This is a genomic window from Microbispora sp. H10836 (assembly GCF_012999525.1).
GTDB lineage: Bacteria > Actinomycetota > Actinomycetes > Streptosporangiales > Streptosporangiaceae > Microbispora.
In genome coordinates this window covers 17,967-40,256 of the sequence record NZ_JABBWU010000018.1, presented here as the reverse complement: position 1 = coordinate 40,256, position 22,290 = coordinate 17,967, and the positions used below count along the sequence as shown (strand labels likewise).

The window sequence follows — 22,290 nt, the reverse complement described above, 5'->3', positions numbered from 1 at the left end:
GGCCGGGCGGATTCCACCCGGCCCGGCCGTTCCATCACGAGCCGGCGTCAGGCGGAGAACTCGTCGAAGAGGTAGGGGTCGTAGGGGTAGCTCCAGCGCTCGGTGATCTTCCCGTCGGCCACGCGGAACACCTGGACGCCGTGGTCGTCGAGGCGGCGGTCGCCGCGCTCGCCCCGGACACGGACCATCGCGGCGACCCTGTCGTCTCCGACGAGGAATGATTCCGGCTCGTATCCCAGCGTGTTTCCAGACAATTCACCGAGCCGGGCGAGATAGTTCACCACCTCGTCCTTTCCGCGATACGCCCCGGCCAGGGCGCCGCGGCCCGGGACGTGGAATACCACGTCGTCGGCGAGCAGGGTACCCCTGAGGTAATCGAGGTCTCCCTTGGCCAGGGCGTCGTAGCTCTCCCGCACCACGATCACATTGGGGTGTTCCGACATTACGCACCCTCCGTATTGGGGTTGTCCTATTCGGGTGATTGTGCCGGCGCCGTGCCTCGATCAGTGTCAGCGAACATCGCGGTGAGAACGGACTTACCACAAGGCCAGATTGCGCTAACCCCATCAGGAAAACGGCCCGGACCTGGCGATTCATCGACACACCCGAATCGGCCGTTGACATCGAAGCGGAGGAGTAAGGATCATGAGCATTCGGCGGGCCGTTTCATCGCGCAAGACCGCCGGAAATCGCTATTCGACCGGCCCGGAATCATCCCGATCCCCGCCGTCCCTGTCCGTCGCTTCCCGCCCGTCCGCCAGTCCGAGGAGTGAGGATGCCCCACATCACCCTGCCCACCGAGGAGCCCGGCATCATCGGCCTGTTCGGTTACCGGCCCGAGACCGCGACGCCGATGAACGCGCTGGCGGAGGTGCTGCTGCGCGCGGCCAACACGCTGACCAGGGGAGAGCGCGAGCTGATCGCCGCGTACGTCTCGTCGCTCAACCAGTGCCGGTTCTGCGCCTCCTCCCACGCCGCCTTCGCCGCCGCGCAGCTCCCCGAGGGGATGGACCTGGTCGAGCAGGTGCGCGCCGACCTCGACACCGCGCCGGTGACGCCCAAGATGCGGGCGCTGCTGCGCATCGCGGCCTCCGTACAGCGCGGCGGCAGGGAGGTGACCGAGGAACAGGTCGCCGCCGCCCGCACCGAGGGCGCCACCGACCTCGAAATCCACGACACCGTCCTCATCGCCGCCGCCTTCTGCATGTTCAACCGGTACGTCGACGGCCTCGGCACGGTCGCTCCCGAGGACCCGGCGGCGTATGCGGCGATGGCGGAGAAGATCGTCGCGGCCGGCTACACCGACGGCGCGGCGGAGTCCCGCAACTGATGGCGGACACAGGCCCGGACGGACGGGCGCACCGTTACCTGATCGTCGGCGCGGGTCCCGGGGGCCTGCAACTCGCCTACTTCCTGCACCGCGCGGGCGCCGACTACCTCGTGCTGGAGCGCGAGGCGGCGCCGGCGGCCTTCTTCCGGCGCTACCCCCGCCACCGCCGGCTGATCTCGCTCAACAAGGTGCACATCAGCGAGAAGGACCCCGAGATCGCGCTGCGCTGGGACTGGAACTCCCTGCTCAACGACTCCCCGGACCTGCAGTTCCCCCGCTATTCGCAGGAGTACTTCCCGCACGCCGACGACCTCGTGCGCTATCTCACCGACTTCCAGCGCGAGCACGGCCTCAACGTGCGGTTCTCCACACCCGTGGAACGGATCGAGAAGGCGGACGGGCTGTTCGCCGTGCACACGGCCGGCGAGGTGCTCCACGCCGAGTGCGTCATCGTGGCGGCCGGCTGGGGCGGGCCGTACGTGCCGGACATCCCCGGCATCGAGCTGGCCCAGGGCTACGAGGACATGCCGGTCCGGGGGGAGGAGTTCACCGACCAGCGGGTGCTGATCATCGGCAAGGGCAACTCGGCGTTCGAGACCGCCCAGGCCATGCTCGGCCACGCCGCCGTGATCCACCTCGCCAGTCCCAGCCCCGTACAGCTCGCCTGGACGAGCAAGCACCCGGGCCACGTGCGCGGCCAGTACGGCGCGCTGCTGGACAGCTACTGGTTCAAGACCCTGCACGGCGTGCTGGAGTGCCGGGTCGACCGGCTGTGGCGCGAGGGCGAGCGGATCAAGGCGGCGATCACCTACACGCTGGCCGAGGACGAGCGTACGGTGCTCGAATACGACACCGTCCTGCGCTGCACCGGCTTCACCATGGACCGGTCGATCTTCGGGCCGTCCTGCCTGCCCGATCTCGTGCCGAGCGGGCGGATGCCCGCCATCCGGCCGGACTTCCAGTCGGCGAACGTCGACGGGCTCTACTTCGCCGGCACGCTCATGCAGGCGCGCGACTTCAAACGCGCCTCGTCGGCGTTCGTCGACGGGTTCCGCTACAACCTGCGCACGCTCGCGGCCCTGCTGGCCGAGCGGTACGAGGGCGCGGAGCTGGAGCACCGGATGCTGCCGGTGGACGCCGGCCAGCTCACCTCGGCGATGCTGGAGCGGGTCAACTACAGCTCGGCGCTGTGGACCCAGTTCGAGTACCTGTGCGACGTCTACGTCGTGGCGGACGGCCGGGTCACGCACTACGCCGACCTGCCCGAGGACTACGCCGTCGACCGCTTCGGGGACGCTCCGCTCGCCTTCACCGTCACCCTGCGCTGGGGCCCCAGGGACGCCCACGCCGACGTGTTCGCCATCAAGCGGCATCCGGTGCCCGAGCGGGCGCACGAGAGCGCCTTCCTGCACCCGGTCGTACGGGCGTGGCGGGGACGCGAGCAGATCGCCGAGCGCCACCTGCTGGAGGACCTCCTGGCCCAGTGGCGCGATCCCGTCCGCCACGTGGAGCCGCTGCGCGCGTTCCTGGCATCGCTGCTTCCCGGCGCTTAGGCACCTCCGTCAGGCCAGCAGCTGCGCGACGAGGTGGTCCACCACGTCCTCGGTGCGGCCCCGCCGGGCGTGGGCGGCCCACTGCCGGGCCGCCCCCGTGCCGGCCGCGTACAGGACCTTCAGCCGCGCGGTCACCTCGGCGAGGTCGCCGGTCTCCTCCAGGGCCGGGGTGACGTGCCGCAGCAGCGCGTCGGCGAGGTCGCGGGCCGGCCGGCGCACGCCGGTGAGCGGGTCGATGCCGTGGCCGTCGAGGCCGTCCCTGGCCGACTGCCAGTACGCGGCGCGCAGCAGTTCGGCCGACGGCTCGGGTCCGGGGTCGCCGCGCTCCACCCGTTCCAGCGCGGTCACCACCAGTCCCCGTACGACCATCGCGAGCAGCGCGGTCTCGGCCGCGGTGGCGGGCACGTCGGTCACCCTGACCTCGATCGTCGGCAGCCTGGCCGAGGGGCGGACGTCCCAGAAGATCGTCCCGGGGTCCACGAGCACCCCCGCCTCGGCCAGCGCGCCGGTCAGCCGCTCGTACTCCTCGAGAGAGGCGAAGTAGGGCGGAGGGCCCGCCACCGGCCACTTGGTCCAGCACAGCGTGCGCCAGCTCGCGTACCCGGTGTCCCGCCCCGCCCAGAACGGCGAGTTGGCCATCAGGGCGATCAGCACCGGCAGCCACGGCCGCAGGTGGTTGCCCACCAGCACGGCGCGTTCCCGGTCCGGCAGGTGGACGTGGACGTGACCGGCGCAGATGCTCTGCTCGTCGTGCAGAGCGCGGTAGTTCTCGATGCCCACCCGGTACCGGGCACCGTCGATGATCGGCGGCGGGACGACGTCGCCCAGCACCGGCGTGCCCGACGCCACCACGGCCAGCCCCTCCTCGTGGGCGGCCGCCGCCACCGCCTCACGCATGCGGCGCAGGTCCTCCTCCAGCCCGGCCACCCCGGCATGCGGGTCGGTCTTGGCCTCCACCTGGAACAGGGTGATCTCGGTGTTCGTCCGCTCACCCAGCGCCCCCGCGGCCCGTCTGACCACCTCCCTCGCCCGCGGCGCCGCCGCCCGGGTGGCGGGATCGACGACGACGTACTCCTCTTCCACACCCATCAGCGGACGGGCCGGGTCGAACGGCGCCGTCCCGGTCGTCACGGTCGTCACGGCCGTCATCCGCGCTCTCCGGAGACTCGGCTGTCCAGTACGGCGATCATGAGGAAACCGTACCGAGCGGATCCCGCTCCGTGGGGCAAGCGGCCTTTCCCGATGAGGCGCCCGTCAGCGGTGACGGAGAGGACGGCGGTGGTGGGCCTTGCCGCCGTGGCGGTGCTTCTTCACCCGATGCTGCTTCCCCCAGTGCTGCTTCCCCCGGTGCTGCTTCGCCTTGGGGTTGTACGGCTTGTCCGTCACCTTGAACTTCTGGAACCCGAAGTCGGGCAGCGCGATCGGCTTGGAGGGGTCGTCCGAGATCGGGACGACCACCACGTCGTGCCGCACGCCGTCCTTGCCCTTCAGGTGGTAGACGGCCTGCTTCGGCTCGCCGGCCGGCCGCACGAGGGGAGCGGGACCGGCGGCGACGGGCATGGCCGCGGGACCGGCGGCGATGGGCATGGCCACGGCCGCGTACCGGGGCCCGTCGTCGGGCCCGTCTTCGGACCCGTCATCCGGGCCGTCGCCAGGGCCGGTGGGGCCGTCAGCGGGGTTCCGGACCACCGTGTCGGGCGGCGCCGCGATCGGCGGCGCACCGCCCCCGGACGGGCCGGCGGGCGGCGCGGGGTCGGCGGACGCGGCCGGTCCGGCGATCAGGGCCGCGGCGAGGGCCGCGGCGGCCAAGCAGGTGATCATGAGTCTCCCCCGAGGTCACGGATCGTACGAGGAAGACGCTAGGCAGCCGAACAGCGCCGATCACGCGGGCGGCGCCCAATGTCGGGTCAAAGCTGGAACTCGTCCACTCACGGTCGTCGGCGGGCCGGGGCGACGAGTCCCGGCACGGCACGTCAGGGCAGCGGGCTCAGGTGGACGACCTTGGTGTGCGTCATCTCGTCGAGCAGCTCGGGGCCGTACCCGAAGCCGTGCCCGCTGGCGCGCACCGGCTGCGCCGCGCCGCCGGGCGCCCCGCCGAAGACGGCGTTGATCTTCACCGTGCCCACCGGAAGCTCACGCCACGCGCGCTGGGCGTTGGCCATCGACGGGGTGAGCACGGTGGCGGCCAGGCCGTACCGCGACTCACGGGCCAGCTCCAGCGCCTCGTCGAACGACTCGGCCACCCGCACCGCCGCGACCGGCCCGAACGTCTCCTCGCGCATGACGTCCATGTTCTCCGTACAGTCGGCCAGCACGGTCGGCGGATAGAAGGCTCCCGGCCCCTCGGGCACGTATCCGCCGGTCAGCAGCCGCGCCCCCGCCTCGATCGCGCCGCGCACGTGCCGGTCCACGACGTCGCGCTGCGCCCGGTCCACCAGCGGCCCGAGCGTGGTCTCCTCGTCCGTGCCGGGCCCCATGCGCAGCTCCTCCGCCCGCTGGACGAGCGCGGCGAGGAACCCCTCGGCCACGTCGCGGTGGACGTAGACGCGCTCGGCCGAGGTGCAGATCTGCCCGGCGTTGGCGAAGCAGCCGGTCGCGGCCTGGCCCGCGGCCCACTTCACGTCCACCCCGGCGTCCACGATCAGCGGGTCCTTGCCGCCGTTCTCCAGCAGGGTCCTGGCGCCGGTGCGCGCGGCCACGGCGGCGATGGCCCGGCCGGCCGCGGTCGAGCCGACGTGCGCGACGAGATCCACGCCCGGATGCGCGGCCATAGCCTCACCCGGATGCCGGTCGCCCGGCACCATGGTCAGCACGCCCGGCGGCAGCTCCGCGGCCATCAGCTCCGCGAGCAGCGCCCCGGTGTGCGGCGTACGCTCCGACGGCTTGTGCACGACCGTGTTGCCGGTCACCACGGCCGCGCCGACGAGCCCGCAGGCGATGGCCACCGGGTCGTTCCACGGCGTGATCACCGCGACGACCCCGCGCGGCTCGTGCACCATCAGGTCGGTGGCGTCCCAGCCGCCCTGCAGGCTCCGTCCTCGGTGCAGCGGCCCCAGCTCGGCGTACTGCCGGAGCGTGCCGATCCCCGCCGCCACGCCGCCGCGGCTGTCGCCGATCGGCTTGCCCATCTCCCTGGTCACCAGCGCGGCCAGCTCGTCCGCGCGGGCCTCGATCCGGTCGGCCATGCGGTGCAGGCGGGCCGCCCGCTCGGCGGGAGCCGTACGGGCCCAGGCGGGCTGGGCGCGGCGGGCCGAGCCGACCGCCCGTTCGACGTCCTCGACGCACCCCGCGGGGAAGTCGCCCACCGGCTCCCCCGTCGCCGGATCGGCGACCGTGCGGTCCCGCTCGCTCGCGCTCGCCGTCCACTCCCCGTCGGTCAGCACCCAGCGATCCCTGTCCCGCACCCCGGTCTCCTCCCGCACGCGTCCGGCCCTGATGCGCTCTACCCCCCGGCGCGTACGGTTATCACCTCGTTCCTTACACTCCCGGTATCCGACGGCTGTTCAGAGGGCGGTGAAGTCGGCGAAGTCGAAGCCGGGGGACACGACGCAGCTCACCAGCACGCCCTCCGTTCCCGCCGGACGGGCCGCCTGCCAGGTGCCCGCGGGCACCACGGCCTGAGGAACCTGCCCGTTCTCCACATCCGGCCCCAGGACGACCACGTCCTTGTGGCCGGGCCGCTCACCGGCGCCGCCGAGCACGAGCGTCAGCGGCCCGCCCCGGTGCCACAGCCACACCTCGTCCGACCGCACGGCGTGCCAGACGGACTCCTCGCCCGGCTCCAGCAGGAAGTAGATGCCCGTCGCGGTCGCCCGCGCGCCGCCGTACCCGGGAGGTTCGACGGAGGCCGCCGCCCGCCATGTCTCGCGATACCACCCGCCCTCGGGGTGCGGCAGCAGTCCGAGCGCCTCGGCGACCGGGGGACGCGCCTGGACCGCCACGAACGCCCCGGTGACGTCCCTGCGCAGGAACCGGAGGGGCGCGCCGGGGTTCTCCTCGTCCACCGCCACGACGGGATCCGCGCCGGGGAAGGCCGCGGCGGCGAGCCGCAGCGCCTCCTCCTCGTCCCGCGCGGAAAGTCCCGGTCCGCCGGGGTAGGCGTCCAGCGTCATCAGCAGCACGCGGCCGATCGTACGGCAGGGGCGCCGCGGCGAGTCCCGAAGGCAGGCGCCGAGGGCCCGTCGGCACAGCGCCGGCTACCGGACGTCGAGGCCGAGCGCGGTGGCGATCGTGACGGCCTGCGGCACGTCGATGACCGCGCCCGCGACCTCGGCCGTACGCGGGTCGAGCGAGGACAGGTCGCTGCCGCGCAGGTCGCAGCGGGAGAAGTCGGCCCGGTGCAGCCAGGCGCCGGACAGGTCGGTCCCGCGGATCGTCGCTCCCGCGCACCGCGCGCCGGTCAGGTCGGCCTCCCGCATGCGCACGTCCACGAACGAGGCGCGGCGCAGGTCGGCCCCCGGCAGGCCGGTGAACGACCAGTCGCCGCCCTCCACCTTGAGCAGGTCGTAGGTGCAGCCGTCGAACATGCTGCCGACGAGCTTGCACCCGGTGAAGACGGCGTCGAAGAACGAGCACCTGACGAACGTGCAGTTCACGAACGCGGAGTCGGTGTGCTCCGAGACGTTGAACCGGACGTCGCGGAAGGTGCACTCGAAGAACTCCGCGCCCCGGCCCGACGCCTCGGTCATGTCCACCTGGACGAAGGCGACGTTGCGGTGGCTTTCCCCCGACAGGTCGCGGCCGTCCCAGTCCTCGGAGTCGATCGTGCTGTCGGTCGGCGCGGCGGGCCTCGCGTGCGGACGGTCAGCCACGGCTGCCTCGATGAGAACGCATGCGCCGACAGTATCGCTCACCCCGGCGTTACTTGATCGTTACGGAATCGGTCGCACAAAACAGCGGTTTCACACGTTCCAAGTCAGTGCAAACCGCTGTGAAACACCCCCTATGAGGAGTAGACCGTGAATACCCTCCGGCGGGCGGCCCACGTCACACTCTCCGTCGCCGCCATCGCCGTCGCTACGGCCTGCTCGGCGGGAGGCACAACCACTCCCGCCGCATCAGTCACTGGTGCGGCCGGTACGGCCACTCAGGCTCCGGCCACTCAGGCCCGGGACGCGTCCAAGGCGACGGCGGCGAGCGCCCCGCACGCCGCGTCCAGGACGGCACGCAAGGCGGGAAAGCCGAAGCTCGGCATCGCCGACATCACCCCCATGGGCGAGAAGGTCGAGCGGGTCGGCGTCGGTTTCCCGATCATCGTCACCTTCGACCGGACGGTCCGCGACCGGGCGGCCGCCGAAGCGGTGCTGCAGGTCCAGGCCGAGAAGCCGGCCGAGGGCGCGTGGCGCTGGGTCTCCGACCGCAAGGTCATCTATCGCACCAAGACCTACTGGAAGCCGCACCAGAAGGTCCTGTTCACCGCCAGGCTGAGCCAGATCCCCGGCAACGAGGCCGCCAAGGACGTCTCGCGCCGGTTCGCCGTCGGCACCGCCAACATCTCCGTGGTCGACACCAAGAGGCACGTGATGAAGGTGCGCCGCGACGGGAAGCTGACCAAGACCATCCCGATCAGCGCGGGCCGCGGCGGCCTGCGGCGGGGCGGCGTCGACGTCTACCTCACGACCACCGGTGTGCACCTCGCGATGGGCAAGAAGCGGGTCGAGACGATGACCTCGTCCTGGCTCGGCGTCACCGACCCCAAGGACCCGCTCTACTACAAGCTGGAGATCCCCTGGGCGGTCCGGATCTCCGACAGCGGCGAGTACGTCCACCAGAGCGCGGGCGACTACCAGTTCCTGGGCAGGTCGAACCAGAGCCACGGTTGCGTGCGCGCCACCCCCGCGGGGGCCAAGTGGTTCTACGGCATCAGCCAGCGCGGTGACGTCATCGAGGTCACCGGCACCAAGCGCAAGCTCGACTGGCGCAACGGCTGGAGCTACTGGCAGCTGAGCTGGAACCAGTGGAAGCGCGGCAGCGCGCTGCCCGCCGGCTCGGCGTCGGCCTCCGCTTCGCCCTCGCCCTCGGCCTCCCCGTCCGCCGACGAGGACGCCCTGCAGGGATAACCGTCCGTTCTTCACGGCGCTCCCACCCCCGGTCCGTACGACCCCGGGTGGGAGCGCCGCGTGCTTTCAGGCTGTGCGGGTTCTCCAGGACTCCACGGTCGCTTCGGCGATGGTCTGTATGCGCCGGCCGTACGCCGCGTGCCCGTCGGTCACGAAGCTGCCGTCGCCGAACGGCATTCCGGAGAAGCCCGCGCGGAAGGGCCCGGGGGACCCGGACGGGAGCGGGTCGTACTCCGCGAGGGGCGCCATGTCGTAGCCCGACCGCACCCCGTGCCTGTTGCGCGCCACCTGATGCGCCGCCACGCGCAGCAGCGCGTCGAGGCCCTTGTCCAGATAGAGCTGCAGCAGGCGGAACTGCGTGTCGAGGTACTTCTCGTGGGCCCGGGCAGGATGCTGCAGGAGATACGCGCAGACCACGGTCGTGTGCCACCTGTACATCTGAGGATCGGTCTGCTCCTCGGCAAGGATCGCGTAGTAGTAGTCCACGCACTCGCCCAGCGGACCCGCGGCCGCGCCGCAGTCACACCGGCCCGTACCGGGGCTGTCCGTCATGGCCGCACCATAGGCGGCCGGCGACGGCCACGTCGACGGCATTTCCTCCGGAGCTCCGCCGGCGACGGCTCCGAGGCCCGCGTCCTCCCCGCGTCACGTCCCAGAGAGCACTGCTCTTGACATGCCCACACAGTGGAGAGAGCATTGCTCTCGATAAAGAGCACCTATCTCGATTGGAGGCGTTCGTGTCGCTGCTCTATTCGGGCCCATCCCTGGCCGTCCTGCACGAGGAGTACGCCGCACAGGGACGAGTCGACCCCGGCGCACAGCTGATCTCCTCCTCCCATCTGGTCGTGGACGCGGCCGCGGACCGCGTCTGGGAGGTCATGGCCGACCTGCGGACATGGCCGTCATGGGCCTCCCGCATCCGGATGACCGAACTGGGCGAGGTGCGTCCCGGCGCGTCCTTCCGGTGGAGGCTGAACGGCGTGCCCCTGCGGTCGCGGTTCGCCGTGGTCGAACCGGCCCGGGAACTCACGTGGACGGGCACCTTCCTCGGTCGCTACAGGGCGGTGGACCGGCACGTCCTGGAACCGATGGAGGGCGGGGGCACCAGGATCACCGTGGAGGAGTCGCTCGCCGGTCCGCTGCTGCCGCTCTTCTACCGGGAGCCCATGCTCAGGGCCAACCACGAGCGGTGGCTCTCGGATCTCGCCCGCGCCGTCGCCTGAGCCGTACGGCGAACGTAGATATACCGAAAAAGCCGGAATTTGATTTTTCGGGCTACTTCCACAGGTGCCGATGGCCTGTGGAAAAAGTCGACGGGCGATGCCGGGCGATGCTTTGATGAGCAGTGGAACAACAAACGCCGGGCAAAGGGCATACAAATGCTTAAGATGCTTCTCCAGCACATGGCGACGCTGCTCGACGCCGATGATCTGCATCTGGGCGACGACTCACATGCGCTCGACCAGGATGACGACTCGGACGAAACGGAAGATCTGGATGACGACTTCTGACGTTTTCCCGCAAATCTTCCACAAATGAGAAAGCCCCCCAAATGACGTTCACACTGCATGACGTACGCTCTCGGACATATAAGGCACGCGACGCCTGGTGGACCGTTTTCCTGGTGGATCCCCTGGCGGGCAGGCTGGTGGTGACGACCGCCAACCGCACGTCCGTCACCCCGAACCAGATCACCTGGGGCGCCTTCGTGCTCGGTCTGGGCTCGGCCTGGTGCTTCCTGCGGGCCGAGTGGCCGTGGCTGGTCGCCGGGGCCGTCCTCTATCACGTGAGCTTCGTTCTCGACTGCATGGACGGGAAGGTCGCGCGACTCAAGGGGACGGGGACGGTCCTCGGCGGCTGGCTCGACTACGTCTTCGACCGCATCCGCGTGCTCGCCTGCACCGCCGCCCTGATGTGGGGGCAGTACGACGCGACGGAGCAGGACGTCTACCTGGTCCTCGGCATCGCCGTGGTGTTCCTCGACATGCTGCGTTACGTCGACGCCCTGCAGATCGCGAAAGTGCGCCGCCAGATGCGCCGGGCGCTGCGACAGGCCTACGAGGAGTCGGCGGGCGGCGGTCCGGTCGCACTGCCGGCGTCCCTGTCGCGCGACGACCTCGACAACGACCCCGACGAGATCAGGATCCGCCTGACGGACGCCGTGGACCTGCAGAAGGAGTTCCGCGCCCGCTTCTCCTGGTACCCGAGTCTGCGCGAGTGGCTGCGTGAGCACCGGATCCGCACACACCTGGTCAGCGGCATCGAGTTCCAGATGGCCGTGTTCATCATCGGCCCGCTGACCGGCGCGGTCATCCCGGTCACGGTCGGCGCGGCCACCCTGCTGCTCCTCTTCGAGGCCGCCATCATGTACAAGCTCGTGCTGTCGTCGCGGGACCTCAACCGCGCACTGGCCACGATCCGCTCGTCCGCCGAACCGTCCGTCTCGGGCAGCCCCGCCGGTTGAGCGTCCCCAGCGGTGTCCGCGCCGGTAGAGGTGCCCTCGCCCGGGGTAGCGGTGGGGACATGACCGAACGCGAGGAATCCGCGGGCCTGCCCGATCCCGATCACCGCCGTCCCGAAGGGCTGGACGACGTCACCGTCGACGCGCTGGGCAGGCTCAGCAAGGCGCTGGAGACCATCCACCGGGTCAGAGGTCATCTGTACGCCTTCCACCAGCTCACCGGGACGGCGGACTTCGAGCTGGACAACGCCGTACGGCTGCTGCGGCAGGCCGGCCACGACAAGTGGGCCGACCGGATCGAGCGCGAACTGATCGGCCGCAACGTCATCCAGGGCCGCTGGACCTTCCAGATCGTCGAGGAGTACGACGACGGCTACTACGCGACCTTCCAGGAGCTGGAACGTCAGGCCTGCAACGAGCTCGCCGGGGGGCGCCGCCACCTCTACGAGGCCGAGCTGAAGCAACAGCGGCGCACGCCCGGACAGCCCGGCCACGAGACCGGGCCCTGAGACCCGGGGCCGCTCATCGGGACATACGCCGCGGGGACGGCTCCGAGAGCGCGGCCCGGCCGTGACCCCTCACCTCGGGGCGGTGGGACTCATCCCGGAGACCCGGTCTCCGGTGGCGGCGACGTGGTGATCGTCCTGTCCGCCGAGGAGGTGCTCCCGTCCCCACTCGCCGAGCGGCGCCAGCGCCTCGTTCAGCGTGACTCCGAGCGGCGTCAGCGAGTATTCGACGCGCGGCGGCACCTCGTCGTACACCTCGCGGTGCACGATGCCGTCGGCCTCCATCTCCCGCAGGTGCGAGGCGAGCACCTTCTCGGTCACGCCGGGGAGCATCCTGCGCAGCTCGCCGAAACGGCACGCGCGCTCGTTCAGCGCCCAGAGGATCGAGCTCTTCCACTTCCCGCCGATCACCTCCATCGCGGCGTCGATCCCGCATCCGGACGCTCCGGGACGCCGTGCGGTCCGCATGCCCCACCCCCTCCTGGCTGCTCGCTCACCCCGGGGTAAGCACCCACTTGGAAGTGCGTACTTGATCGACTCGGGGCTCGTGACCAGCCTAATCGGCATGACCCACAACGCTGAGAAGTCTCCGCTGTCCCTCCTCGGGCTGGGCGCGATGGGCGGCGCGCTCGCCCGCGCCTGGCTCGCCGCCGGGCATCCCCTGACCGTCTGGAACCGCACCCCGGGGATGGCCGAGGCCCTGGAGGGCGCCCGCGTCGCCGCGACCGCCGCCGAGGCCGTGGCGGCGAGCGATCTCGTGGTCGTCTGCCTGCTCGACCACACCTCGGTCGGCGAGGCCCTCGCCGACGCCGACCTGGCCGGCAAGGACCTGGTCGACCTGACCACCGGCACCCCGGAGGAGGCCCGGGCCCGCGCGCGGTGGGCCGAGGCGCGCGGCGCCCGCTTCCTGGACGGCGGTGTCATGGCGGTTCCGCCCATGATCGGCGTGGCCGGCTCCGGCGCCTACGTCTTCTACAGCGGCTCCCGGGCGGTGTTCGAGGCCCACGCGGGCACGCTGGCCGTACCCGCAGGCACCGTCTACACCGGCGAGGACCCCGGGCTCGCCGCCCTCCACGACGTGGCACTGCTGAGCGCGATGACGGGCATGTTCGCGGGGGTGGCGCACGCCTTCGCGCTCGTCCGCGAGGAGATCCCCCCGAAGGGCTTCGCCGACCTCGTCGTGGGCTGGCTGAGGGCGATGGCCCCGTACGCGTACGGCGTCGCCGACCAGCTGGACAGCGGCGACTACACGAAGAACGTCACGTCCAACCTGGCGATGATGGTCCGGGGCAACGCGACCCTGTTGCGGACGGCCGAGGAGCAGAAGGTCAGCCCCGAACTGCTCACGCCGTTCATGACCCTGATGGAGCGGCGGCTCGCGGACGGCCATGCCGACGAGGGCACCACGGGGGTGGTCGACCTGCTGCGGGCGCCCTGAACTCTCCCCAAGCCCTGAGCTGTCCCCCAGCCAGCTGTCCCCTCGCCCTGGCCTGTCCCGTCACCCTGGCCGCCCACGCCGGAAAGTTATCCTCGCAGGAGGATGCCGATCGCGTCGTTGCGAGGTGAGGCCGTGACCGAACGCAAGCCCCTTGGCGTGAGCTTCGAGTCGTGGATCGACCGGCAGATCCGCGAGGCCACCGAGCGTGGCGAGTTCGACGATCTGCCGGGCGCCGGCAAGCCCATCCCCGGCCAGGGCAAGCCGCACGACGACATGTGGTGGATCAAGCAGAAGCTGCGCGCGGAAAACCTGTCGTTCCCGCTGCCGGGGACGCTGGCGCTGCGCAAGGAGGCCGAGGAGGCGAGGGCGGAGGCGCTCGGCGCGCGTACCGAGGCCGAGGCGCGCCGGATCGCCGAGGAGATGAACGGCAGGATCCGCGACAGCCACCGCAGGCCCCTGTCCGGTCCGCCCGTCGTGCAGCCGCTCATCGACGTGGACGAGATCGCCGCCGAGTGGCGGGCCCTGCATCCGGTCGCCGAGAGGAAGCCCGCCCCCGCGGCCGCTCCCGAGAAGCGTCCGAGGCGCTCGTTCCTCAGGTGGTTCGGCCGCCGCTGATCCGCCCGGTCCCCGACCTGACGAAAGTCAGATGAGGACCTCCCGATCGCCCGCTGTGCCGCCCCTCCGGCCGCTCCTACCGTACGTGACCTGCGAACGGAAAGCTCGGAGGGGAAACACGGTGCGGATGCGCAGGATCGCCGCGACCGCCGGCCTGGCCGGTGCGCTGCTGCTCATGACGGGGACGACGGCGAACGTCGCGACGGGGACGACGGCGGCGGGCGCCGCGACGCGGACGACAGGCGCGGCCGGGCAGGCCGGTCTGACCGCGGAGTCCGTCGACCGGTACGTACGCGACTACATCCGCCGCACGGACCTGCCCGGCGCCGTGGTGACGGTCGTCAAGGGCGACCGGATCGTGTACGCCGCCGGTCACGGCCACACGGCCGGCGGCGAGGCGATCACCGCGGACACCCCGATGCCGCTCGCCTCGCTGTCCAAGTCGTTCACGGCCCTCGCGGTGCTGCGCCTGGCCGACGAGGGCAGGATCGACCTCGACGCCCCGGTCCTCCGGTATCTGCCGGAGTTCACCATGGCCGATCCCCGGGCTCGGCGGATCACCGTACGGCAGCTGCTCCAGCAGACCTCGGGCATGAGCGACCGGACCTTCCCCGATATGACGCTCCCCGCGCCGGACGACCTCAAGGGCGCCGTCGCGATGCTCGGGACGGCTCCGCTGGCGGCGGCGCCGGGCACCCGGATGGCGTACCACAACCCCAACTACGCGGTCGCGGCTCGGCTGGCCGAGGTGGTGTCGGGCCTGCCGTTCGCCGATCTCATGACCGCCACGGTGTTCACTCCGCTCGGCATGGCGTCCACCCGCACGGTGGACACCACCGAGGACCTGCCCGGCGCGGGCGCCGGCTACATCCGCGCGTACGGCCGGGTGATCGAGCGCGCGCACCCGAAGTGGTTCGTCAACGGCTCCTATGGCGTCGTCAGCACGGCGGACGACCTGGCCAAGTGGCTCGTCACGCAGACCGGCGCCGGCCACGTCATCCCCCGGGGCCTCGTCGAGGCCACCCAGACCCCGTCCGGTGTGGGCGGCAGCACGTACGGCATGGGCTGGTCGGCCCAGCGGACCCCCGGAGGAGCACCGATGCTGCGGCACACCGGCTGGCTGCTCACGCACAACTCCGCGCAGACCGTCCTGCCCGGCAGCGGGTACGGCATCGCGGTCGTCACCAACACGGGGATGATCTCGGGTGACGACGCACTGATCATCAGCGACGGCCTGGTCGACCTGATCGAGGGACGGCCCGGCGCGGGCGCCGCGCCCTTCACGACGTCGGTGGACCCCTGGCTGGGCGCGCTGTCGCTGCTCAACCTGGGCCTCGGCCTGGCCGGGGTCGTACGCGCCCCCCGCTGGACCCGGCGTCGCGCCCGCCGGCCCGCGTGGCGGATTATCGCGCGGCTGGCGCCGTACGCGCTGCCCGTCGCCTTCTACCTCGGGCTGCCGGCGCTGGCCGCGGTGGTGCTCAACCGGGTGGGCACGCTGGACCAGCTCACCTACGTCTGGCTCGCGCTGTACGTCTGGGCCGCCACCGGAGCGCTGGCCGCCGTCGCCGTCGTGGCCGCCCGTCTCGCCCACGCCGTACGCTCCCGGCGGCGGGCCGTTGGTAACGTCCCGGCATGAGCAGCGGTGAGCCGGGAACGATCCGCGTCCTGCTGGCGGACGACGAGGCGCTGATCCGGGCCGGTATCGCGGGCATCCTGGCGACGGCCGGCGACATCGAGGTCGTCGCCGAGGCGGGCGACGGGCACGAGGCCGTCGACCTCGCCCTGCGCCACCGTCCCGCCATCTGCCTGCTCGACGTCCGGATGCCGCGCCTCGACGGGCTGGCGGCCGCCGCCGAGCTGCGCCGCGTCCTGCCCGAGGTCGCCGTCGTGATGCTCACGACGTTCAACGAGGACGACTACGTGACGAGCGCGCTCGGCTCCGGCGCGGCCGGTTTCCTCCTCAAGTCGGGCGATCCACGGGAACTGATCGCGGGGGTCCGCGCGGTCGCCGCCGGCGGCGCCTATCTCTCCCCCGCCGTCACGCGGCGGGTCATCACCCGTCTCCGTGCGCGCCCGCTCGGCACGGAGGCCGCCGCCCGCGCCCTGGTGGCCGAGCTCGGCGAGCGGGAGCGGGAGGTGCTCGCGCTGGTCGGGGCCGCCCTGTCCAACGCCGAGATCGCCCGGCGCCTGCACCTCGTCGAGGGCACGGTCAAGGGGTACGTCAGCCAGATCCTCGCCCGTCTCGGCCTCCGCAACCGCGTCCAGGCCGCGATCCTCGCGTACGAGGCGGGTCTCGTGCCCGAGGCTCCGCTCGACCGGAGGGCGTGAGGCGGTGCGGACGTACCGTCTCCTCGACCTCGGTGTCTGGCTGGCCGTGTCCGCGCCGCCGGTCGCGTCGGTCGCCGACGGCATCCTCGACGGCATCGGCGACGGCGTCCTTGGGGACGTCGACGCGCGGCGGGTGGCGGCGGCCGTGGCCGTTCCGCTGTTCGCGGCCGCGACGGCGGTGAGCCGCAGGTGGCCGCTGGCGGCGCTGGCCGTACCGGTGGCGGTGAGCCTGGCCCTGGACGTGCAGATGGTCGGCCCCCTGTCCTGGACGTGGGCGGCGCTGGTGGTCTTCGGCTACCTGGCCGGGCACCGGATGGCGAGCGCCCGCCCGGCGCTGTGCTTCTTCGCCGTCGTCGCCCTCGCCGGGCTGCCGCTGTCCGCGCTCGTCCTGCGCGACCTGTGGGGCTGGCCCGCACAGCTCGCCACGCTGCTGCTCGCGGTCGTCTCACCCTGGCTGCTCGGCCGGTGGCGTCGCCAGCACACCGAACTGGTCCGCACGGGCTGGCGGCTCGCCGACCGGCTGGAGCGTGAGCAGCAGGCCGTCGCCGACCGCGCCCGCCTGCGGGAGAGGGCGCGCATCGCGGGCGACATGCACGACTCGCTCGGCCACGATCTGACGCTGCTCGCGGTGCGCGCCGGCGCGCTGGAACTCGACCCCGGTCTCGACCCCCGGCAGCAGGCGACCGTACGCGAACTGCGCGAGGCCGCCGCGGCCGCCACCGAGCGGCTCCGCGAGATCATCGGCGTGCTGCGCGCGGACGACGAGGGCGCCCCGCCCTTCGACGCGATGCCACCGCGTGAGGAGAGCGTGGAGACGCTCGTCGAGCGCGCCCGAGACTCCGGCGTGCCGATCGTCGTCGAGCACCTGGGCGGCACCGGCGACCTGCCTCCGATGACCTCGCTCGCCGTGCGCCGCGTGCTCCAGGAGGCCCTGACCAACGCCGCCAAGCACGCTCCCGGCGCGACCGTACGCGTCGCTCTCGCGTCCGATGACGGCGTCGTCACGCTCCGCGTGGTCAGCGACGCCGCCCCGGTGGCCGCCCCGCCGGACCTCGCCTCGGGTGGTTCGGGGCTCGTCGGGCTGGCGGAACGCGTGCGGCTGGCCGGCGGCGTCCTGCGGGCGGGCCCGGCCCCCGGCGGGGGTTTCGAGGTCGCCGCCCAACTGCCCGTCGACGGCGTGCGCGCGGACGACGGACCCCCGCGGGCGGCGGGCCCCGGCATGCCCGTGACCACGTCGGCCCGGGAGCTCGACCTCGCCCGCCGGCGGGTGCGGCGGCGGCTGGCTCAGGCGGTCGTGGTCCCCGTGGCCGTGCTGGCCGGGATCTTCGCGCTCCTGATCCCCCTCCACTTCGTCAGCTCGTCGTTCTCCGTCCTCGATTCCGCGGCCTACGATCGGCTGATGGTGGGCGAACCACGCGACGACGTGCGGTCCCGGCTCCCCGCGTTCACCAGGGACGGCCCGCCGGACGGCGCCCCCGCTCCGCCACAGGGCCAGGACTGCGCCTATTACACCGTGGAGGCCGATCCCGCCCGCGCCTACCGTCTGTGCTTCGCCCGCGGCCGGCTCGTCTCGAAGGCGGTCGTCCCCGGGCCGTGACATGGCGTTAAGCAAGATCCAAGCCGGTTCCAGGACCGTGCCGCCATCCTCTTGACGCAGACGGCGTCCGCCGTCGGCGGACAGGAACGCGACGAACGGCCTCGGCCCCGGTTCTGCGGGCGGTGGTCGCCACGACGTCGCGAGATGACCAAGGGGGCTCACGTGCCCGATGCTCTCGCCCGTTTCCGGTGGCTGGCGGCCCCGCCCGGAGCCGCGGACAACCCGCTGGGCGACGTCTTCTGCGTGTCGTTCTTCCACGGGCTGGAGCCCGCCGAGGTCGCGGCCCGTATCGATCCCGCCGGAGCACCGGTGCGTTCGATGACTCTCGGCGAACTCGACGACGCGGTCACGGAGTTCATCGAGGGGACCGACGGCGGCTACGGCGGCGGATACGTCGGCGTCACCCGGATCGCCGAGTGGAGCGTGATGGTCGAGTTGTGCGGCTGGCACACCACCCTGGGCGAGAACCTGGCACGCCTCTCGCAGGGCTGCGAGGCGGTGGCCGTCGGACGCCACGACTACGCCGAGCACAGCTTCCTGTACGCCGTGGACGGCGAGATCGTCACCGCGTTCACGCCGCACGCGTCGGTCAACCGCCGGGGCAGCGACCCCGATCGGCTGAAGGAGCCGATGCGCAGGGTCGGGCTGCCGCTGACCGCCACGGCCGGTAAGGCGGCCTGGGACGTGCGGTGGGACGACGCGCTCCCGAAGGCGTTCGCGCTCGCCGCCAGGATCACCGGGGTGACCCTCGCCGCGGACTCCTTCGCCGGGCCGCTGCTGGTCGCCTCCGTCACCGAGTGGTCCCAGGTCTAGGCGTGTTGTCGGAGGGCTCTGCTACACACGCCTTATGACCTCACCCGCCGCCCAGCGGCTCGGCATCGTGCCGTCCGTGTTCGCCGTCCAGCACCTGCCGCAGGCGACGTTCCCCGAGGACGACGACTGGATCGCGCTCGTACGCGCCCCGGAGGGCCTCACCGTGATCCGCGAGGCCTGGCCGACGGGGTCCGGCGACCGCTGGATCGGCCTGTACGGCGGGGAAACGGGACACCACCTGGACGTCCCGGGCATGCTGGCGGCCATCGTGGGCCCCCTGGCCGATGCGGCCGTCCCGGTGTTCGTCGCCTCGACGTTCCACGCCGACCTGGTCCTCGTGCCCGAGCCGAGGATCAATGAGGCGGTCGCCGTCCTGGAGGAGGCGGGGCACCGGGTGGACACCCGCCACCTGCGCTCGCCCGGCTCCTGACCGTCGCCGGGATGCCGGGTCACGGCATCAGGGGCAGTTTTCCCACGATCTTGTCCACCCGGTTGCGCGGCCCGACCACGCTGACCGCGTAATACTCGACGTCGTCGGCCGCGGTCTCCTTCATCGTGGCGAGATAGTCGGCGTAGACCCGCGTCCGCTGGGCCGCGGCGGGCATGTCCGCCACGAAGCAGCCGGCGGACGCCGCGGCCTTGGCACGGATGGCACGGAGCGTGGCGGCGTCCGCGGCCAGCACCGAACACCCCGCCCAGGGCAGGCCCGGGTGCGCACCGCCGTCGGCGTCCACCGCGTCGTCACCGAGGAGCCCGGTCACCGCCGTAGAGGTCGCCGCGGCCACGCAGACGGCGGCGTTCACGGCACGGCCCGCGGGAAGGTCGCCGTCGACCACGATCACCCACTTGAGGCGGGCCGCCCGGGTCGGGAGGGCCGGGTCGATCTCTTCGGGGGCGAACCCGACACCCGTGGTCGCACCTTCATCGGCCGTCATCCCGGCCTCCTATTCATCCATCCGGCAGTACGTCGAAAATGCTAGGCACCCGTACGATTGCACTGCAAGGAATCCGTACTTATATCGGAGGAAGGGGTGCAGAGGCGGGCATGGACGAACTTGATAAGGCGATCCTGGCGGAACTGCAGTCGGATGCACGGAAGACCAACCGTGACGTCGCCGCCGCGGTCGGGGTCTCGCCGACCACGGCACTCGACCGTACGCGGGCGCTCCGGCAGCGCGGCGTCATCCGGGGAGCGATCCTCGACGTCGACCTCGCGGCGATCGGGCGTCCGGTCCAGGCCCTCATCGCCATCCGTGTACGTCCCCCCTCGCGGCGCAACATCGAGGGCTTCCGCAACTGGGTCAGCGCGCTCCCCGACACCCTGGGCGTCTACGTGACGACCGGCACGGAGGACTTCATCGTGCACGTCGCGGTGCCGGACAATGCCAGCCTGTACGCGTTCGTGATCGACAGGCTCACCGAACGGCCCGAAGTCGCCGACGTCCGCACGTCGATCGTCTACGAGCACCTCCGCAACACCCGGATCGGCCCGAGCGGTCCGTGATCCGTTCCTCAGCGGCGCCGGTGACGGTGTGGGTCCCGGCGGGTGCCCTCTGACTCCGGTCCGATCTGTCACCCGTCCGGAAATCCGGTTGCCAGTCACCTCGGGGGCTGCGAATACTCCTGTTGGTCATCCGTACGGCGATATCCGATGAAATCGACGAGGTGGGGTGAGCACCGTGCGGACGAGGTTGCGGAGGCTGCACGCAGGCGGCCGGGAGTTCGCGTGGACGGCGCAGATCAACCACGTGGCAGGCGAGCGTGACTGTCACCGATGCGTCCGCCTTCGCGTCTGGGGTGCCGGGAAGAACGGCCGCGTGCTCCAGGCGGATCTGTTGTCCACGGCCGTGCTGCCGTGGGGGTGCGCGACCGACTGCGCCTACCCGACTCCGAAGGATGTGCGGAGAGTCGTCGACTACGCCTTGACGCATGGCTGGGATCCCGACCTCGCCGGCGGGACCTTCTTCCTGAGCGAGAGCGAACACGCCGACGAGTTCGGACTGGACGACTTCCTTCTCACCGATCGCCTTCGGGACGACGGGGCACCGGACCCCACCGAACGGGTGTTCCGTGCCCGCGGCGACCGTGAGACCGGTGAGGTCGCGCCCGTGCCCGGCTCGGGGAAAATGATCTGGGCCGGTCTTCCGCGAGGTTCGGCGCGCACGGGCGATCGAGGGGGGGTGTGACCCGGATGGGCCTGGACATCGAGAGCCGGTCGTCCGACTCGCCGTACATCGAGCGGGTGTGGCGGAGCAGCAGCCGCGACGTCGAGCAGATGACGGCGGTCGCGACGACGCATTGGGATCTGGTCTTCTGGGAGCATCGCGGCCAGGTCAGCGCGTCCGTCCAGGGGCCGGAGTCGAAGGCGAGCTCGGCCCCCGTTCCCGAGGAGGCCGCGTTCTTCGGGATCAGCTTCTCTCTCGGCACGTCGATGCCCCACCTTCCGGTCAGCCGGCTCGTGGACGGTTCGGCGGAGATTCCCGATGTGACGCGCGGGTCCTTCTGGCTGAAGGGTTCCACGTGGCACCTGCCCGACTACGACAACGCCGAGGCCTTCGTCGAGCGGCTGGTGCGCGAGGGTGTCGTGGAGCGCGACCCGCTCGTCGCCGCGGTGCTCGGCGGCGCGTTGCCGGACGTGTCCGAACGCACCGTGCAGCGGCGCTTCGTGACGGCGACCGGGCTCACCCGCGGCACCGTGCGGCAGATCGACCGCGCCCGGCGGGCCGCGGTCCTGATCCAGGAGGGCGTGCCGGTCCACGACGTGATCCACCGTCTCGGCTACTTCGACCAGCCGCACCTGGCACGGTCCCTGAGCCGATACATCGGGCGCACCGCCACCCAGTTGAGCGAGCGGAATCCGGCGCAGCCGCTGTCACTCCTCTACACGCCCTGACCGCTCGCCCGCCGGGCCACAGCACCGGAATTCACGGCGCGGACTCGGCCCGCACCTGCTCGAAGAGCTGAGTCAGACGCCCGAGCCCTGCCGCGGTCCGCAGCACGTCGGAGTAGTCGCGCAGGTGGACGATACGGCCGTCGCGGGCTCGCAGGACGAGCACGAACCGGGAAGAGAACAGCTGCCCGGTCGCCGGGTTGACGCCGTCCATCTCGCCCTCGGAGATGACCACGCCGGCGTCGGACGTCTCGTGAACGCGCATCTCGCGAAATCCGGTCAGCGGCGGCTCGGACACCGACCCCCAGGCCGCCCTGAAGCCTGCACGGATCTCCTCGCGCCCGTCGTACCGCTGCGACGGGCCGCGATGCGGCGTCCAGAACACGAACTCATAGGTCGCCTCGTCGGCGAACAGATCGGCAAGCGAGTCGGGCGAGAAGTCCAGCATCGCCTGATGGAAACGGTCGAGCAGCTGCCGTGGAGTCGCGAGCACGCTGTCCCCTTCATCGCCGCGAATGTCGCTCAACAAACGTAGACCGACGGAGAATTCACGGTCAACAAGTGTGGAGCCGAGATGGATCCGAGACGCCGCCATTCCTTCGGTTACCCGCGGTAACCAGGATTCAAGCAGTCGTCAAGCGCCGGGAACTACTAATGATCACCGAGTTCACGGGTCTTGTTCGGCAGGGCGATGAGCCGC

Annotated in this window: 26 protein-coding genes; 16 read left to right on the top strand and 10 right to left on the bottom strand. The window is 71.6% G+C overall.

What is annotated here, in order from left to right; genetic code table 11:
- Positions 1–47 precede the first annotated feature (47 nt).
- Positions 48–443 carry a nuclear transport factor 2 family protein gene (locus tag HHX30_RS28895; protein ID WP_169985533.1) on the bottom strand — a complete coding sequence of 132 codons (396 nt, stop codon included), beginning with the start codon at positions 441–443 and terminating at the stop codon, positions 48–50.
- Between the two features lie 332 nt (positions 444–775).
- Here HHX30_RS28895 and HHX30_RS28890 point away from each other — a divergent pair, with 332 nt between their 5' ends.
- Both HHX30_RS28890 and HHX30_RS28885 read left to right on the top strand, forming a co-directional pair.
- Positions 776–1,330, top strand: coding sequence for a carboxymuconolactone decarboxylase family protein (locus tag HHX30_RS28890; protein WP_169985531.1), 555 nt, complete (start codon positions 776–778; stop codon positions 1,328–1,330).
- A complete protein-coding gene (locus HHX30_RS28885) occupies positions 1,330–2,883 on the top strand; it encodes an NAD(P)-binding domain-containing protein (protein WP_169985529.1) in 1,554 nt (517 codons plus the stop codon). Before HHX30_RS28890 ends, HHX30_RS28885 begins: the two co-directional genes overlap by 1 nt.
- A 9-nt stretch (positions 2,884–2,892) precedes the next feature.
- Here HHX30_RS28885 and HHX30_RS28880 read toward each other — a convergent pair whose 3' ends face one another.
- The 5 genes from HHX30_RS28880 to HHX30_RS28860 form a co-directional block, all read right to left on the bottom strand.
- Positions 2,893–4,032 (bottom strand): glutamate--cysteine ligase, encoded by a 1,140-nt coding sequence (locus tag HHX30_RS28880; RefSeq protein ID WP_169985527.1) that lies wholly within the window; start codon positions 4,030–4,032, stop codon positions 2,893–2,895.
- A 105-nt stretch (positions 4,033–4,137) separates the two neighbouring features.
- Complete coding sequence (locus tag HHX30_RS28875; protein WP_169985525.1) at positions 4,138–4,704, bottom strand: hypothetical protein; 567 nt, start codon at positions 4,702–4,704, stop codon at positions 4,138–4,140.
- Positions 4,705–4,856: 152 nt separating this feature from the next.
- On the bottom strand, positions 4,857–6,287 hold the full coding sequence (locus HHX30_RS28870) for an aldehyde dehydrogenase (RefSeq protein WP_211592708.1): 1,431 nt from the start codon (positions 6,285–6,287) through the stop codon (positions 4,857–4,859).
- Positions 6,288–6,386: 99 nt separating this feature from the next.
- Positions 6,387–6,995 (bottom strand): cupin domain-containing protein, encoded by a 609-nt coding sequence (locus HHX30_RS28865; RefSeq protein WP_169985728.1) that lies wholly within the window; start codon positions 6,993–6,995, stop codon positions 6,387–6,389.
- Between the two features lie 84 nt (positions 6,996–7,079).
- Positions 7,080–7,694 (bottom strand): pentapeptide repeat-containing protein, encoded by a 615-nt coding sequence (locus HHX30_RS28860; protein WP_169985523.1) that lies wholly within the window; start codon positions 7,692–7,694, stop codon positions 7,080–7,082.
- A 147-nt stretch (positions 7,695–7,841) separates the two neighbouring features.
- Between HHX30_RS28860 and HHX30_RS28855 the strand changes: the two genes are divergently transcribed.
- Positions 7,842–8,942, top strand: coding sequence for a L,D-transpeptidase (locus HHX30_RS28855; RefSeq protein ID WP_169985521.1), 1,101 nt, complete (start codon positions 7,842–7,844; stop codon positions 8,940–8,942).
- 66 nt (positions 8,943–9,008) lie between these two features.
- Here HHX30_RS28855 and HHX30_RS28850 read toward each other — a convergent pair whose 3' ends face one another.
- Positions 9,009–9,494, bottom strand: coding sequence for a DUF5946 family protein (locus HHX30_RS28850; protein WP_169985519.1), 486 nt, complete (start codon positions 9,492–9,494; stop codon positions 9,009–9,011).
- A 185-nt stretch (positions 9,495–9,679) separates the two neighbouring features.
- Between HHX30_RS28850 and HHX30_RS28845 the strand changes: the two genes are divergently transcribed.
- The 3 genes from HHX30_RS28845 to HHX30_RS28835 all read left to right on the top strand — a co-directional run bounded on the left by HHX30_RS28845 (position 9,680) and on the right by HHX30_RS28835 (position 11,912).
- Positions 9,680–10,165: an SRPBCC domain-containing protein gene (locus HHX30_RS28845; protein ID WP_169985517.1), complete on the top strand. Its 486-nt coding sequence runs from the start codon at positions 9,680–9,682 to the stop codon at positions 10,163–10,165.
- A 401-nt stretch (positions 10,166–10,566) separates the two neighbouring features.
- Entirely contained in the window at positions 10,567–11,406 is an 840-nt protein-coding gene (locus HHX30_RS28840; protein ID WP_311922900.1) for a CDP-alcohol phosphatidyltransferase family protein, read from the top strand.
- A 59-nt stretch (positions 11,407–11,465) separates the two neighbouring features.
- Entirely contained in the window at positions 11,466–11,912 is a 447-nt protein-coding gene (locus HHX30_RS28835) for a hypothetical protein (protein ID WP_169985513.1), read from the top strand.
- Between the two features lie 69 nt (positions 11,913–11,981).
- On the opposite strand, the gene HHX30_RS28830 is transcribed toward HHX30_RS28835, so the two are convergent.
- The gene (locus tag HHX30_RS28830; protein ID WP_169985511.1) at positions 11,982–12,377 is read right to left on the bottom strand and encodes a helix-turn-helix domain-containing protein; all 396 of its coding nucleotides are present in this window, start codon (positions 12,375–12,377) and stop codon (positions 11,982–11,984) included.
- 97 nt (positions 12,378–12,474) lie between these two features.
- On the opposite strand from HHX30_RS28830, the gene HHX30_RS28825 reads away from it, so the two are divergent.
- The 7 genes from HHX30_RS28825 to HHX30_RS28795 all read left to right on the top strand — a co-directional run bounded on the left by HHX30_RS28825 (position 12,475) and on the right by HHX30_RS28795 (position 19,130).
- Positions 12,475–13,347 carry an NAD(P)-dependent oxidoreductase gene (locus tag HHX30_RS28825; RefSeq protein ID WP_169985509.1) on the top strand — a complete coding sequence of 291 codons (873 nt, stop codon included), beginning with the start codon at positions 12,475–12,477 and terminating at the stop codon, positions 13,345–13,347.
- 132 nt (positions 13,348–13,479) lie between these two features.
- Entirely contained in the window at positions 13,480–13,962 is a 483-nt protein-coding gene (locus HHX30_RS28820; RefSeq protein ID WP_169985507.1) for a DUF1992 domain-containing protein, read from the top strand.
- Positions 13,963–14,089: 127 nt separating this feature from the next.
- The gene (locus HHX30_RS28815) at positions 14,090–15,598 is read left to right on the top strand and encodes a serine hydrolase (RefSeq protein ID WP_249350569.1); all 1,509 of its coding nucleotides are present in this window, start codon (positions 14,090–14,092) and stop codon (positions 15,596–15,598) included.
- Positions 15,595–16,290, top strand: a complete 696-nt coding sequence (locus HHX30_RS28810) for a response regulator transcription factor (RefSeq protein ID WP_169985505.1) — start codon at positions 15,595–15,597, stop codon at positions 16,288–16,290. The genes HHX30_RS28815 and HHX30_RS28810 overlap by 4 nt, the downstream gene beginning before the upstream one ends.
- A 4-nt stretch (positions 16,291–16,294) precedes the next feature.
- Complete coding sequence (locus HHX30_RS42010) at positions 16,295–17,887, top strand: histidine kinase (RefSeq protein WP_169985504.1); 1,593 nt, start codon at positions 16,295–16,297, stop codon at positions 17,885–17,887.
- Positions 17,888–18,049: 162 nt separating this feature from the next.
- On the top strand, positions 18,050–18,700 hold the full coding sequence (locus HHX30_RS28800) for a DUF6461 domain-containing protein (RefSeq protein WP_169985502.1): 651 nt from the start codon (positions 18,050–18,052) through the stop codon (positions 18,698–18,700).
- Between the two features lie 34 nt (positions 18,701–18,734).
- Positions 18,735–19,130 carry an ACT domain-containing protein gene (locus HHX30_RS28795; RefSeq protein ID WP_169985501.1) on the top strand — a complete coding sequence of 132 codons (396 nt, stop codon included), beginning with the start codon at positions 18,735–18,737 and terminating at the stop codon, positions 19,128–19,130.
- Positions 19,131–19,149: 19 nt separating this feature from the next.
- On the opposite strand, the gene HHX30_RS28790 is transcribed toward HHX30_RS28795, so the two are convergent.
- Positions 19,150–19,635, bottom strand: a complete 486-nt coding sequence (locus HHX30_RS28790) for a DUF2000 domain-containing protein (protein WP_169985499.1) — start codon at positions 19,633–19,635, stop codon at positions 19,150–19,152.
- A 110-nt stretch (positions 19,636–19,745) separates the two neighbouring features.
- Here HHX30_RS28790 and HHX30_RS28785 point away from each other — a divergent pair, with 110 nt between their 5' ends.
- The 3 genes from HHX30_RS28785 (at position 19,746) to HHX30_RS28775 (ending at position 21,593) form a co-directional block, all read left to right on the top strand.
- On the top strand, positions 19,746–20,204 hold the full coding sequence (locus HHX30_RS28785; RefSeq protein WP_169985498.1) for an Lrp/AsnC family transcriptional regulator: 459 nt from the start codon (positions 19,746–19,748) through the stop codon (positions 20,202–20,204).
- A 166-nt stretch (positions 20,205–20,370) separates the two neighbouring features.
- The gene (locus HHX30_RS28780) at positions 20,371–20,886 is read left to right on the top strand and encodes a hypothetical protein (protein ID WP_211592704.1); all 516 of its coding nucleotides are present in this window, start codon (positions 20,371–20,373) and stop codon (positions 20,884–20,886) included.
- Between the two features lie 5 nt (positions 20,887–20,891).
- A complete protein-coding gene (locus tag HHX30_RS28775; RefSeq protein ID WP_169985722.1) occupies positions 20,892–21,593 on the top strand; it encodes a helix-turn-helix domain-containing protein in 702 nt (233 codons plus the stop codon).
- A gap of 31 nt (positions 21,594–21,624) precedes the next feature.
- Here the strand turns inward: HHX30_RS28775 and HHX30_RS28770 are convergent, their stop codons facing one another.
- Positions 21,625–22,083 carry a nuclear transport factor 2 family protein gene (locus HHX30_RS28770; RefSeq protein WP_169985496.1) on the bottom strand — a complete coding sequence of 153 codons (459 nt, stop codon included), beginning with the start codon at positions 22,081–22,083 and terminating at the stop codon, positions 21,625–21,627.
- Positions 22,084–22,290: the final 207 nt, after the last annotated feature.